This is a genomic window from Caballeronia sp. S22 (assembly GCF_964261745.1).
In the GTDB taxonomy this organism is placed as follows: Bacteria; Pseudomonadota; Gammaproteobacteria; order Burkholderiales; family Burkholderiaceae; genus Caballeronia; species Caballeronia jiangsuensis.
The window spans coordinates 295,843-309,994 of sequence record NZ_OZ180040.1 but is presented as its reverse complement, the minus strand read 5'-3'; the positions used below and the strand labels follow the sequence as shown (position 1 = coordinate 309,994).

Sequence of the window (14,152 nt, the reverse complement as noted above, 5' to 3'; positions counted from 1 at the left end):
GTAATGCGTTCGTTGTTTGCACTGATTCGGGTCCGCGTCCCCGTCGATCGTTGTGGGCGCGCCCTCGGAGCGATCTGTTGCGAACAATCTCCCAATAGTCCGTTATCCTTCTGGGCTCGACGCCCGCGTTGCCCGGGAGCGCTGATTTTGCCCCGGGACCAGCCTTGGGTCTCCGTCAGCGCCAGAGGATCTGTCGACACTTGCGGCTTCAAAGCCATGACGATTCATGCGGGGCCAGCACTGCCTGTGGACCGGTGCTGATGCACGAGGTCCCTCAAGGCAGCGTTTGGCCTGACCGCGTGGATCGAATCGCTCCGCTTCAAACAACGCGCCAAGGTGACATCGATCATGGAAGGACAACCAAGACTTCACGATCTATCCTTGCTCGGTGGTCCGCTTCATCGCCTAGGATGCCACTTGCATCTCGTCCGCGGGAGAGCGAACACCGTTGCGTTGGGGGTGGCGCTTGGCTTGCTGTTGTGGATCGTCCTAATGATGCTTGCCATCACGGATGGCGTCCTGCACCGGATGTCGTCTCTTCTGGTTGTTGGGGTGCATATCCGCCTGCTTGCCGCCATCCCGTTATTCTTTTTTTGTGAATCGGTCCTGGACCCACGCGTGACCTCATTTGTCCGCTCCCTCGTGCGTTCAGGCGTGGTCTCCCAAGATGCACTTCAGACCCTCACGATAAGCGTCGCACGCATCACCCGATGGAAAGACTCTTGGGTTCCCGAAACAATCTGCGCATTGTTGGCCGTTCTCCTTTGGTGGTATGGCACCCCGTTGAGCCGTTTCGGAACGACGGCGGAAAACGTCGTTGGCCACCCGGCGATCGGATTCTTGACCGGGCAATGGTACTGGACCGTATGCATGACGGTGTTCCGCTTCCTGATGCTGCGCTGGCTCTGGCGCCTATGCCTGTGGTGGTATTTCCTCTGGACTCTGTCGGCACTGCCTCTTCGTCTATTGCCTGCTCATCCTGACGGCGCGGCGGGCATCGGCTATCTGGACGTCGTTCATGCGCATTTCGCACCGCTGGTAGTCGCCATCTCGCTGATTCAGACGGCATCCTTTGCGGAGGGGATTACCGCGGGCATGATGCCGGTTGAAGCCGTCTACCCCGCAGTCGCAGCCACGCTTTTCGTGGACGCGCTGTTATTTCTTGCTCCCCTGCTTATCCTCACACCGAAACTCTGGGCTCGCCGGGTAAAGGGGCGAGACGACTTCATGAATCTCGCAGAGCGGTACCTAGGTCGGCTCGAGAGGAAGTGGGTGGGAGCCAGTGACGCACCATATGACCAGCTGCTCGGTACGCCGGACTGGGCCCCCCTGGTCGCGCTGAAGAACATATTTGGCGACGTATGTCGCGTGCGGTGGACCCCGGCGAGTCCGCGCCTGATAACGCAACTGACGATTGCGGCGCTGTTGCCAATGGCCCCGTTGCTTTTGATCAAATATCCGTTCGCCGAACTGATGCAAAAGTTCGTCGAAAGACTGGCGGGCCTCTAGACACCAGCCCGGCACCATCCCTCTCTCCCTGCTCTGGCCCGACTGACGGGGCACCGTCTTCACGATCCCGCATATTGAGTCGCAGGGTCTTCATGGCACAATCGGCTGAAGATCATCGCCCGGAGGGTCCCTGTGCCCGCTCGTGAATTACACACCGTTTCGTTGCGCATCCAGGCAGGCGAGATGCTGCTGGATGGTCTTGATGTGATGCATGTGTCACACGAGCTCGGCCTCTCCGAAGCCACGGTGCGCAAGTATCGCGCAATGATCGAGCGCGGTGGGATCGCCGCCCTTCGGACGCTTTCTTTGGGCGGCCGGCGATCGGCGCTCGATGACAGCGCGCGGGCGATGCTCCGCGAGGCGCTGGCCCGCTTGCCTCGAGACTACGCGATTGAGAATGAGCGTTGGACTATCGGCGCGGTCGGACAATTAATCCAGCGGGAGTTCGGGCTATCGTTTTCACGCGTCTATGTGCGGCAACTCATCATCGATCTAGGATTCGGTGATCGGCTGCGGCCAGTCAGTTTGTCCAGCACGCCAGGCAAACCTCCCAAGCTCGATGCCGAAGGCTTTGCCTGGCTCCTCGCAGTTCTGAAGCAGTCTCCGCGAGTATGCGGAATTGAAGCCGACCGCTGGACCAATGCCCGATTGCGGCTGGCTGTCGAAGCGCGGTACGGAGTGAGGTATTCGCACTCGCACATGTGGAAACTCATCTCAGAGCACGGTCTGTCATCTTTCGTCAGTCGCGGGCGTCACTCGGCCACCAACAGGTAAGTCGACCATTCCGCGATGTCCGCGATGCGAGGGAAGTCAACCACGAAAGCCAGGCCCTACACGTCCTCGAACGAAGTGGCTATCGGTGTGTGCCGGGCGAAGATCGTCCGGTCGCCGACAAGCCCATGAACGTCCCGGTTCGTCCCGACCAGCGGCTATCGGTTAACCGAGATAGCCGACAGCGCGTTCTGTAGCGTCACGCCTGGGGGCGAACCGAACCGCAAAACAGGAGGTCGACATGCAGTTATGCAGCCGCCGGAACTGGTCACGTCGCGCCTTGGGTCTCGTAGGCGCCATAGTCGTTGCCTTGAGTGTTGCCGGCTGTGTCGGCCAAAGCGCCTCTGACGCGAAGTCGCCCGCTGTGGCGAGCGCGACCAACGCCGCCGCTGCGCTACCTTCCTGGCGTGAGGGAACGGCGAAGAAGAGGATCGTGAAATTTGTCGCTGATGTCACGCGCGAAGGTTCGTCGACGTTCGTGCCGCCGGCCGAGCGTATCGCCGTCTTCGACAATGATGGCACGCTGTGGAGTGAACAGCCGTTGTATTTCCAGTTCCTCTTCCTGCTCGATCAGATCACGGCTGCCGCGCCGAATCATCCGGAATGGAAGGGCAACCCCGCATACCAGGCGATTTTGAAAAAAGACTATGGGGCGCTCGCCAGCCTGCAAAAGCCGTTGATGCGGTTGGTCGCAGTGGCCAATAGCGGTATGACGGTGGATCAATACGACAAGACGATTCGCAATTGGCTGGCGACGACACAACATCCGACGCTGAAACGACCATTTACCGAACTCGTCTACCAGCCACAACTGGAACTGCTGGCGTATCTTCGCGCTAACGGGTTTAAGACGTTCATCGTCTCGGGCGGCACCATTGAATTCATCCGACCGTGGGCGGAGACGATCTACGGTATTCCGCCCGAGCAGGTGATCGGATCCAGTCAGCTTGTCCAGTACGAAATTCGCGATGGCCACCCGGCGCTAGTTCGCCGGCCCAAGATCGACTTCGTCAACGATGGTCCGGGAAAGCCGATTGGCATTTATCGCGAAATCGGCCGCCGGCCCATCCTTGCCTTTGGCAATTCGGACGGCGACCTACAAATGCTGCAATACACCGCCGCAGCAAGCGGGCCGCACCTCGCATTGCTTGTGCACCACGACGACGCCGTCCGGGAGTTTGCATACGACCGTCGGTCGAAAGTGGGCAAGCTCGACAAGGCATGGGACGAAGCGGTAACCGATGGATGGGCCGTAGTAAGCATGAAAGACGACTGGACGACGATTTATCCGCTCCCGAGGCGGTGAGCGAGGGTTGCGCCGTCGGCAGAAGCGCGCTGGCAGCCCGGGAAGCGGGGCGCCGCGACGCCATCCCGGGTTATGCGAGCAGGTCAAGCCGGCAACGGCCAGTTCTGTTGTGCTCCGCCGCTGTTCTTTTGTTCTTTTCGCTTGAATGCCGTCAGCGATCGTTGGATCCTCCGGTTGCCGGGGAATGCGAGCATATTCTATTTGGGCACATCGATGCAGTTGACCGAGGATCCACCTTCGTCTGTTCCTACGATCACGGGTGGGCCGCGTTCATATCATTGCTTACGAGCTACCGGGCGGCGAAAGCCTGATTCATCTGGCGGGCGCGCTTGACCTCGTCGCTCTGCAAGTAAATCGAGGTGGTTGCGATCGAGGCGTGGCGAATTGACGCAAAAGATGGAATCTGGGCCCGCACAGTTGTCGGTCTGGCGCAGGGTTCAGCTCAGTTCAGGGTTTCATGTTTAGTTCGATTGACAGAAATCGATTGAATCGGTGAATGTTGCGCATGAACAGGGTCGGGCGCAAGATGTTCTCTATGACGACGGCGAAGAACCACATGCTCACCTTCGTTTGCTCTGCGCCCCACTCATGAAAAGGTGCAGCTCTATTGAGGTTCTTCAGAGTTTCTTCAGGTTTCGTCGATGGCCCCCGCGCGCCGCTCGGCGCATCCTGACGGCTAGACGCGAAGTCCAGCCACCCGCAGGCTTCTTCTACGCGCCCACGTCCACGGCTGGTTTCTCGACATCCGTGGCCAAATCCGGAACCGGAGTATGCCGAAATGAAAATGACCCAGGTCGTAGCGGTTGTCGCAGCGATGGTCGTCTCTTGCCACGTATGGGCGCAAGACAGACCGTCGACCCAGCAGCCCCAATCAGCCCAGTCCGCAAAGGATATCGGCGGCGTCGCAGATACGTCGGTCACGAGCGCAGGTTCGCTTTCGTCCCTGGACCGAAGTAAGTCCAGTCCTGGCGATTCCGCACGGTCGGATGAAATGCGCTTGCGGTCCGATACGTTTCGGCACCACTGAACGGTCGCACGGAAAGTCAGTGGCCGATGCGCCGTTCGACATTGCGGAAACGTCCCATCGAGCGGAAACGCCTGAACCACGCGTTCGTGCGAAGCTCGCAAAGCCGGGGCGAGCGTTCCACGAGCGCGATTTCAAGCCAGTGGAACATCTCGTCCGGCCGCTCGAGCCGCGCGTAGATCTCGGCGAGCAGGAAAGGCGAGGTATAACGGTGTCGTCGTCTTGCCAGCAAATCTTGTAGGTACCATTCGAGAACTTTTTTATAACCGCCCGAACACCACACTGTCCGAATCGCCTCGGCACGGGCGAATTCATTGCAGCGCGTGAGCGCGTCGATGGTCGCGTCGATCGCTTCCTCGAAATGCTCCTCGACCTCGAACGCGGTCGCGAGCAATTGATAAATGAGCGGCGAGCTAGGGCCGCGCCCCGCGCTGAGATACTCGCGAATCACTTCGTCATGCCGGCCCGACTGCACGAGCCCGAAGACGCGCGAACCTTCGAATCCGAGGGGATCGACTCTTTCGGCAAGTTCAAACTGGGCGCGTCCTTCCGCCTCTCGGCCGAGCACGAGCAACAGTCGCGCATAGAGGCGGCTGGTTTCCGCGTGGCTCGGATTCAGGCGCAGCGCCGCGAGAAACTCCTCTTCCGCGCGGCGCCAGTCCCAGTCGTAAAAGTAATGAACGCCCGCGAGGGCCTGATGCGCCTCGGGAAGGCTTGGGTCCAGCTCCAGGGCGCGCAGTGCCGCCTCGCGCGCTTTCGGATAGCCCTGCGAGGGCGCATAGAAGCCGTGGGTTGCCGTGGAGCCGTAGATGTTCGACATTCCCACGTAGCCCAGTGCATAGGTCGGATCGAGATCCAGGGCGGTCTCGAAGTAGCTGTGCGCACGGATGAAGTCCTCGTCGTTCAGCGCATGATGTGCGGCGAAGCCGGCATCGAAATGTACGCGGCGCGTCCAGTAATAGCGGCCACGCAGATACGCGTCGTGCGCGGCCGGATCGATCGGCAGCCTGCGTGACAACCTGTGTTGCTGCCGCTCGGCGAGGGAGGGCGAGACTTCCCTCGCGAGCGCCGCGCCAACTTCCTTTTGAATATCGAGCGCGCCTTTCGCCATCGGCTCGTGCGCGCAGCCGAGGAGCTGCACCTGATCGAAGGAGCGAATCAGTTGCGCCAGGATGCGGACCCGTCCGCCTTCGCGCATCAGCGATCCCTCCAGCACATAGTCGACATCGAGCTCGTGGGCGATCTGAGCGATGCTCTTGTTGGCCCGCTGATAGCGAGCGGCCGTGGTGCGTGCGATCACCAGGATGCGCTGCGGATCAAGCATGCCGACATTCGCGGAGGTCTCGTCAGCGAGCGCGGCGCAAAAACTGTCGAGGCCGATATCGTCGCTATTGTTCTCGAACGGCAAAACCAGAACGCGGATCGGTGCAGCGGTCGTAGCAGGCGTGGGTTGGGCGCCCGGCTCCCCGGTCACGGTTCGAATGCCTTCCAGGCGGTAGCCCTTGCCCTTGACGGTGATCAGATGGCACGGGACGTCGGGGTCTTCGTCGAGCGCGACACGGATCTTGCGGATGGCCGTGTTGATGCTGGTGTCGGTTTCACGGTACGCATTCGCGCCCCACAGCGCCCGCACGATGTCCGCGCGCGTGACGAGCTGCCCGTTGCGCGATGCCATCAGGATCAGCAGCTCCATCGGCAGACGTTCGAGCTTGACCGGTTCGCCGCGGCGCCGCAACTCGTAGCGGCGCGTGTCCAGTTCGACGTCTTCCATGCCCGCGGAGCCAGGCGTGTTCATGGGCGCTCTCTCAGGGGCGATCGGATGTTCACATCCGTTGCGTTGGCCGGCCGGGCGTTGCGCGCCATCCCGAACGATGCGGCGAACGACAGCAGCGCGCACGCCACCATGACGAGCGCGGGCGAAGCGCGCAGTCGCGCATCCAGGAAATGCGCGGCGAGGGGTGTCAGCCCGAGCGCCAAGGTGAGCCCGAGATTCATCGCGGTGGCGACGCCGCTGAACCGAACGTCGAGCGGAAACGACTCGGCGATCGCGCAAGCGTAAGTACCGTTCGCTAGCGATGCGATGACCCCGGCCATTACATATAGCGTGGCCAGGCTGCATGAACGATTCGTCACCGCGATGAAAAAAATGGGCGCGAAGAGTGCGGACAAAACCGTGCCGACTCTGAACACCTGACGGCGGGACACGCGGTCGCCGAGATGCGATGTAACGAGGATGCATGCTGCAACGACGATGAGATATCTGATTTGCGCGTCGATGATCTGGGCCTGCTCATAGTGGAGTCCGCGCAGATAGGACGGCAGATAACCGATCAAGATGCCGCTCGACGCACCTACCAGAAGGCACGCGCCGGTGCCCGTCACTAGGCGCATGGCATGTCGACGGCAGAGCATGCTGAAGGGCGCACGATGGCGCGCGCTGACGGCGCGCGCGTACTCGTCGGTTTCGGCGAGACGCCTGCGTATCACGAAGCTTAATAGACCGATCATGCCGCCGATGAGAAAGCCGAGCCGCCAGCCGTACTCGTCCATCTGAGGGGCAGTGAACAACCTTTGCACGATGAGATTGACGCAGGTCGCGAGCAGCAGGGCGAGATTGACGGCGACGAACACGATGCCGCATAGGAACCCCGGCCGCGCGCGGGCGGTTTCCACCGCATAGACGACCGCACCGGGAAGTTCTCCACCGAGACACAATCCCTGAATCAGTCGCAGCAGCACGAGAAGCACGGGCGCGGCAATGCCCCAGTCGGAATATGTAGGAAGGACTCCAATGAGAAAGGTCGCCACGGACGCAATCATCGCGGACGACAGGAAGGCAATGCGTCGGCCATACAGATCGCCCAGGCGCCCAAACAGGATGCCGCCGACAGGTCTCGACAGATAGCCGATAGCAAGCACCGTGAAGGACAGCATTTCGCCGGATGTGCCCGCGTGCAGGGAGAAAAACGCAGCGCCAATGTTGCGGGCGAAGAAGCCATAGATCACGAAATCGAAGACTTCGAGTGCGCCACCTGTGCTCGCCACCAGTATCGTCCAGCGTTGGCGGGCAGTCATGGTCATCGTGGGTCGTGAACGGTTGTCTGGTTTTTTCGACACGAGGCGCCCCCATGAATGCCGGCGATCCGTTTCGATAAAGAGTAGGGCAGTTTTCTTCCTCGCGAAGCCTGGAAAGCGCCCGCCGTTCATGATTTCTTCACCTCGTCTCCATTGTTCGCCACCCGCCGCCGCCGCAGTATGGACAAGTGTCGATGATGAAGGGGACCGAAATGAAACACCGATTCTGGAGTGCTTACACGGCCTTGGCGGGCGCATTGCTGCTCTCGGGCGGTGTCGCACGCGCCGATGATCACCAGTGCTCGAACGCTACCCTGAGAGGGTCCTACGCCTTTGCCGCGCACGGTTCGCTGGTCGGCATCATCGTTGGCGGAACGATCTATCCGTACGCGAGTCCGCAACTGATCGACGGCGTAGCCGTACAGACGTTCGATGGCAGAGGGTCGTTCACGCGCAAAGACTTCCTGATGAACACCGGGATGGCGCGACCGGGCGCGGTCAATTCGGCGGGTTTCGCGCAGGGGCAGACCGGGGAGTATCAGGTGAATAGTGACTGCACGGGCTCGATGCACATCGAGTTTCCGGGAGCGCCGCAGGCGGGTGCGATACTCGATGTGCAGATTGTGGTCGAGCGCGACGGTCGCGTCGTCAGAGGGGTGTTGAGCCGCGAGCAGGTTCCCGGCTCGATGCCATCCGGAAACGGCACAGCATGCGGCTCTCCATGCCTGCTGGCGCCGCAGATTACTCTCGAAGGCACCCGAGGGGACTTCGACGGAGGAAGGTGAGGCTCGATCGCTGAAGCCGGGTGATGCGGACCGCGGGAAGCGGCAGGGACACCGCAAGCTAGCCTCGCGGTGAACCGCTTCCTTCTAAGCCACGAACAAGACTGGAACTGGTGGCGAAACTTATCCACAGATTCCGTTGAAAAGCTTGTGGACAACTCGCGCAGTACCTTATTAAGTGCTTGAAGTATGGGAGGTTTGTCACTCTGCGGACGAAGCATTCGTCGATCAGCCGGGCGGCGTTCGACGAGCGCAAGGCTCTCTTGCCGACGGCCCAGCATTGTTTGATATCGACTGCATCGTCATCAGCAAGTCGACGGCTTTGTCAATACTGTTCCCGTCCGCTTTCGTTGTTTGATCGGCGCATCTTGCCGTTGCATACGGCTATATCGCCTCCCGAATGGCGCATCGGCCTTAGCGATGCCGCTTACCGCAGCGCACGGAGCACAGACACGCAAGTCAAGAGAAAGTGGTTACTATTGCGTTTCGTAGGTACTTTTTTCGCAACTGGTAGTGGCCGAACCGGATCGGAGCTTGATGCGTTGCCGTTCTTTGCTATAACCGATTGGAAAGCTTCGACGCCTGATATTGCGATTTCCCGGAACCGCCCATGTTCTCGCCAACGACCGGAGCGGTCGGTTTCTTCATCGGCCGTAGTGACGAAATGCAACTGGCAGAGGCGTCACTACGTAAGGCTGCGGACGGGGCCGGCCGGCTCGTATTGCTCGCTGGATCAGCGGGAATCGGCAAGAGCAGGCTTGCGCAGCAGATTGGTTGGTCGGCGGCTCGGGATAATTTCTCCGTCTACTGGGGTCGCTGCCCGGAAGAACCGGGTGCGCCTGCCTACTGGCCTTGGCGCCAAATCTTCCGTGCTTTTCTCGAGACAGATCCCGGAGGCGGGGTCGCGCATCTGGTCGGAGCAGACGCGCTCATCATTGGCGCGGCAATTCCCGAGGTCCTCGTGCATGACGACGCGGACAACATGTTGCCCCGACCGATTGATACCGCTCAGGCGCGCTTCGAACTGTTCGACGCCATCACACGATTCTGGCGGAGCGCCGCGCGGGGGCATCCGATCCTACTGGTATTCGACGACCTTCACTGCGCCGACCCGACATCCATCCGGCTCCTGGCCTTCTTTGCCGGCCAGCTCGCCGACACATCGATCATGGTGCTCGGCACGTATCGCGACACCGACGTCGAAGGCGATCATCCGCTCAACGACGCTTTCGCCGATCTCATCCGCATGCCCGGCTTCCGCCGCCGTCATCTGAAAGGGCTGAATTGCCACGAATCGGGTCAGTTTTTTCTGGCCGCGAGCGGCGTGGCGGCCGATACAAGGCTCGTAGAGGCGTTGCACGTTCGCACCGAAGGCAATCCGCTGTTTCTGCAGGAGACGGTGCGCCTGCTCATGGAGCATCGCGAACGAACGGGCGTCTGGGCGCACGATGATCCGGTGCTCCTCACGACCATTCCCGAGGGGGTGCGCAATGTTGTCGCGCGACGCGTGCGGCATTTGCCGGAGCGCGCCAGAAGCCTGCTTACGCTGGCGGCGTGCATCGGCCGAACTTTCGAAATTGAGCTGCTGATCTGGCTTGCGGCAGACGATGAAGAAACAGTGCTGTCGAATCTCGAGGTGGGCCTGCACGCAAACTTGCTGGAATCGACCGCTGAAAGGGGCACGCTCAGGTTCAGCCACGTGCTGATTCGTGACATGTTGTACGAGGATCTCCTCGCCGCGCGTCGCGAGCGCTTGCACGGTGCGATCGGCGGATGGCTCGAAGCACCCGAGCGCGGCAATCGCGAGCCCCGGCTTGCGCAACTCGCGCACCACTTCTCGCAGGCGGGACGTCACGGCGATACGGCCAAGGCGCTGGATTACGCGCGTCAGGCCGCGCGTGAAGCCGCCCGCGCGTATGCCTATGAAGAAGCAGCGAGATTGTATCGACTGGCGCTCTCGTTGCAAAACGAGCATTGTCGCGAGGACGCTGCGCTGCGTTGCGAATTGCTGCTGACGCTCGGCCGAGTCGAGGCCGATCTCGGCGCGGCCGAGCCCAGCCGTGCGGCGTTTCTTGAAGCAGCTGAACTCGCGGGCCGTCACGCGATGACGGCTCAGTTCGCACAAGCCGCCATCGGCTTCGAGCATGCCAACTTTCGCACTGCGCGCTCCGGAGAAACATCCGTCGCGCTCCTGAGGAGAGCGATCGAAGCGCATCGGCGCGCGGACCCGATGCGGGTCGAGCTGCTGGCGTGCCTCTGCCGCGCGTATGTGTACTGCAACCTCGCGGACGAGGCGCAGTGCATGTGGCGCGAGTGCGTGACCCTCGCGCGCGAACTCGCCGACCCGCGCGGGCTCTATCTGGCACTCACGTCGATCACGTCGGCCGGCTACTGGCCGTCTTTGCTGCAGGAGCGTCTCTTGGCTGGCAACGAGGCATGGACTATCGCTCAGTCGTCGAGCGAGCTCAAATGGACGCTTGCCGATTTGATGGCGTATCGTCTATGCGACCTTCTTCGAGTCGGGGACATCGCCGCGCTGCGCGACGCCTTGAATGCCGATCGCCGTGTCGCGCGCGCGACGAACTCGCTCTATCACCAAGCCGTCGTGCTGTGCTTCGAGACGCTTCTATCGATCAACGAGGGTGCGTTCGACCGCGCCGAGCGGCAGGCGGAAGAAGCACTCGCTATCGGCGAGCGCGTCACGCAAGACGCGGCGTCCACGGCATATGGCATGCAGATGTTTTGTATCCGGCGGGAGCAGGGGCGGCTCGCTGAAGTACTGCCGGCGATGCAGCTCATGGTTCGCAAGAGTCCGACTGCCTCGCTTTGGCGGCCCGGCATCGCGCTGATCTACGCCGAGCTCGACATGCGCGATGCCGCGCGGGAGGAATTCCAAGTGCTGCGCATCGAGCAGATGCATGCCGTGCCGGATAATGCAGACGCTCTCACGCGCGCCTGTTTTGCTGCGGAAGTCTGCGTCTATCTAGAAGACGCGCCCCGCGCCGCTTGCCTGTACCGGATGTTGCAGCCCTACGCAGGCACGACCTTGTTGCTGGATATTGGAGGGCCTTGCCTAGGCGCTGCTGACCGTCTGCTGGGCATGCTGTCGATGGTCGGCAAGCAATGGGACGCGGCACAGAAGCATTTCATGGCCGCGATCGACATCGACTCTTCAACGGGCGCGCGTGCGTGGCTCACGCACGGACGCTACGAGTACGCGCGCATGCTTCATGCGCGCGGCAGCGCGGATGACCGGCCGCGCGCGCGCTTGCTTCTCGTCACCGCACTCGCCGACGCCAGTGCACTCGGCATGCAGGCGCTCGCTGCTCGTGTCGCGACGCTCTCCGCTGCGCTCGACGCGCCGGGCGGCGGAACCGTCTACCCATGCGGCCTGACGAACCGGGAGGTGGAAGTGTTGCGGCTGGTCGCGATTGGCCGGAACAATCGGGACATCGCGCGGGTTCTCGATATCAGCGCGAACACCGTTGCCAACCACATCAGGAACATCCTCGAGAAAACGTACACGGCCAATCGCACCGAGGCCGCCGCTTTCGCGAGCCACGCCGGATTGCTCGACGAACGAGAGACATCGGTCGAGGCTAACCGGACAGGAAAGCGAGCAGAGCCGCGTTGAATTCCTTCGGCTTCTCGACGGGCGCGAGATGCCGTCCGTCCTGAATCAGGACGAGCCGCGAGCCGGGAATACATCGGTTGGCGGTGTCCGCCGCGATGCGAAAGAACGGCCTGGTGGACGTGCCGCGCGCGATCGCGACCGGCGCCGAGATTCTGCCGAGGTCAACGCAGGTGATTGCTGGAGGCGGCGGGGCGTTGAGTTGCAGCGGAATCGTGCGGGCGTTGTCCGAGAGCACCGTCTGAACGGACGCGGGAAGCTGATCGAAGGTACCGGGCGCGCCGTTCACGCCATCGACGAAGGGGCGCAAGGCGGCCTGCTGATCGCCGCGCTTCGACGCCACGAAAGCCGCGCCAAACGCCTGCTGCTGATCCGTGGAAATCGACTTGCGATCGGCTGCATTCGTGACAAACGTTGTGAGCGATGGCTCGAAGGCGAACACGCTCTTCACGAGTTCGGGATGCTGTACCGCAACGACAAGACAGAGGTCCGCGCCGTACGACCATCCGACTAGATTCACGGGACCGACGTTCAACGCGCGAATGAATACGGCCAGATCGTCCGCGTGAGTCTGCATGGAAAATTTACCGCCGTTGTCGGGCCACGCGATGGTGCCGAAATAACGGTTCGACGGCGCAATGACGCGATGGTGCGCCGCGATCGCATCGCGGGTTGCATCCCAGGCGCGGTAGTCGGCGATGGCACCGTGCACCAGCACGACCGTTTCGCCTGTTCCCTGCTGCTCGTAGTGCATGGGCACGCCGTTGACGCTCGTCTCGCGGATCTGAACGCCGCCCGTGGTGAGCCTCGAATCTGAGCACGCGGCGAGCAACGACATCGCGAGCGACAGCCAGAAGAACATGCGCGAATTCATGTCGCTACTCCCCAATGAAACGGGCCATGCCGCGTTTATAGCCGATGAATGGGGTCGCGCAGAATAGTCAATTCTGACCATCGCGATCCGGCGCCCGACAGTACCTACTCAGCGAGCCGGCAGCAGCCATTCGGGCCGATGCTCCGTCACCTCGATGATTTCGTCAGCGGGAATATCCGCTCGACGCGCCGCTTCCCGGATCGCTTCCATATTGTTCGCCTCATACAGGCAATACGTCTTGCGCTTGTCGGCGGTGAGAAAAGAGACGAGCCATTTGACGCCGACATCGTTGTTTATTTCCGTCACCTCTTCGGCGCCCTCCGCCGTGAAATCAAGTTGCTCGGCGAAATTGCGCTCGATCATGAAGAGAGTCATGGCGTCTCCTTACCAGGCGGTTAAAGCAGCCGTGCACGATATTCGCAGTTCGACGGCGTTCGTCGTTAGCGCTTCGGGAAAACGACGTGCGATAGCGAGGCAAACGGGTAAAGGAAGTTTAGTCCACCCGAACACTGTTCGTTCCAGCCGGAGCAATGAATTCTGCTGCCGTCCGGCCCGATGGTCATTTCTTGCCATTTCCACCCGTCTTTGCGCGATTTACAACTGGGGGTAAGCGTTGACGGATCGAAGCGGTATCGCGATCGGTCGTCGGTTGAGAACGGCATCGGGAGACAAGCCATGAGACGAGATTGGATATCTGGAATCTTGTTGGCGCTCGTGCTGCGTGCGCCCGTCTCGTCATTGTCGGATGGTCGAGTCCCGAGCGCGCTGTTTCCCTCGAGCGGTGTCTGGGCTGTCGCAGGGCAGGCCGGTTTGTTTGGCGCGCCGATGGCGTCCGGCCAGGATGCCGCGCCGAAGTAGCGATTTGCCGGGGCAATGACGCGATAGCGCGCTGCGACTGCGCTACGCGTAGCATCCCACGCCCGGTGATCGGCGATGGCGCCATGCACGAGCACGACCGTGTCGCCCACGCCTTGCTGCTCGTGGTGCAGCACGACTCCATCCACGCTCGTTTGATGGACTTGCACCTGGCTCGCACCGAGTTTCGACGATCCGCATGCGACGAGCCATGGCACCATGATCGTCGCTACGATAAGCACGCGCCAGTTCATGGCATCTCTCCTTGGCCGAGCAGTGCAGGTCCCATTCTAGGGGGAGCGGCGGCTTGCGGAAATAGTCAATT

General features: G+C 61.4%; 11 protein-coding genes. 5 read left to right on the top strand and 6 right to left on the bottom strand.

Annotated elements, in window-relative coordinates; all coding sequences use genetic code 11:
• Positions 1-492 precede the first annotated feature (492 nt).
• The 3 genes from ACEN42_RS39705 (at position 493) to ACEN42_RS39695 (ending at position 3,586) form a co-directional block, all read left to right on the top strand.
• On the top strand, positions 493-1,509 hold the full coding sequence (locus ACEN42_RS39705; protein WP_371884533.1) for a hypothetical protein: 1,017 nt from the start codon (positions 493-495) through the stop codon (positions 1,507-1,509).
• A gap of 132 nt (positions 1,510-1,641) precedes the next feature.
• The gene (locus ACEN42_RS39700; RefSeq protein WP_371884532.1) at positions 1,642-2,283 is read left to right on the top strand and encodes a transposase; all 642 of its coding nucleotides are present in this window, start codon (positions 1,642-1,644) and stop codon (positions 2,281-2,283) included.
• Between the two features lie 238 nt (positions 2,284-2,521).
• Positions 2,522-3,586 (top strand): HAD family hydrolase, encoded by a 1,065-nt coding sequence (locus tag ACEN42_RS39695; protein WP_371884531.1) that lies wholly within the window; start codon positions 2,522-2,524, stop codon positions 3,584-3,586.
• Positions 3,587-4,033: 447 nt separating this feature from the next.
• Here ACEN42_RS39695 and ACEN42_RS39690 read toward each other — a convergent pair whose 3' ends face one another.
• The 3 genes from ACEN42_RS39690 to ACEN42_RS39680 form a co-directional block, all read right to left on the bottom strand.
• A complete protein-coding gene (locus ACEN42_RS39690; protein ID WP_371884530.1) occupies positions 4,034-4,507 on the bottom strand; it encodes a hypothetical protein in 474 nt (157 codons plus the stop codon).
• 122 nt (positions 4,508-4,629) lie between these two features.
• Entirely contained in the window at positions 4,630-6,405 is a 1,776-nt protein-coding gene (locus ACEN42_RS39685; protein ID WP_371884529.1) for a winged helix-turn-helix domain-containing tetratricopeptide repeat protein, read from the bottom strand.
• The gene (locus tag ACEN42_RS39680; protein WP_371884528.1) at positions 6,402-7,817 is read right to left on the bottom strand and encodes an MFS transporter; all 1,416 of its coding nucleotides are present in this window, start codon (positions 7,815-7,817) and stop codon (positions 6,402-6,404) included. The genes ACEN42_RS39685 and ACEN42_RS39680 overlap by 4 nt, the downstream gene beginning before the upstream one ends.
• Positions 7,818-7,897: 80 nt before the next feature.
• On the opposite strand from ACEN42_RS39680, the gene ACEN42_RS39675 reads away from it, so the two are divergent.
• Together ACEN42_RS39675 and ACEN42_RS39670 are read left to right on the top strand one after the other, a co-directional pair.
• Positions 7,898-8,470 carry a hypothetical protein gene (locus ACEN42_RS39675; protein WP_374191234.1) on the top strand — a complete coding sequence of 191 codons (573 nt, stop codon included), beginning with the start codon at positions 7,898-7,900 and terminating at the stop codon, positions 8,468-8,470.
• 607 nt (positions 8,471-9,077) lie between these two features.
• Complete coding sequence (locus tag ACEN42_RS39670; protein ID WP_371884526.1) at positions 9,078-12,101, top strand: AAA family ATPase; 3,024 nt, start codon at positions 9,078-9,080, stop codon at positions 12,099-12,101.
• Here ACEN42_RS39670 and ACEN42_RS39665 read toward each other — a convergent pair.
• From ACEN42_RS39665 to ACEN42_RS39655, 3 genes are all read right to left on the bottom strand, one after another.
• Positions 12,067-12,972, bottom strand: a complete 906-nt coding sequence (locus ACEN42_RS39665) for an alpha/beta fold hydrolase (RefSeq protein WP_371884525.1) — start codon at positions 12,970-12,972, stop codon at positions 12,067-12,069. The two genes, ACEN42_RS39670 and ACEN42_RS39665, sit on opposite strands and share 35 nt — an antisense overlap.
• A 108-nt stretch (positions 12,973-13,080) precedes the next feature.
• Positions 13,081-13,347, bottom strand: coding sequence for a DUF4242 domain-containing protein (locus ACEN42_RS39660; RefSeq protein WP_371884524.1), 267 nt, complete (start codon positions 13,345-13,347; stop codon positions 13,081-13,083).
• Between the two features lie 65 nt (positions 13,348-13,412).
• On the bottom strand, positions 13,413-14,081 hold the full coding sequence (locus ACEN42_RS39655; protein ID WP_371884523.1) for an alpha/beta fold hydrolase: 669 nt from the start codon (positions 14,079-14,081) through the stop codon (positions 13,413-13,415).
• Positions 14,082-14,152: the final 71 nt, after the last annotated feature.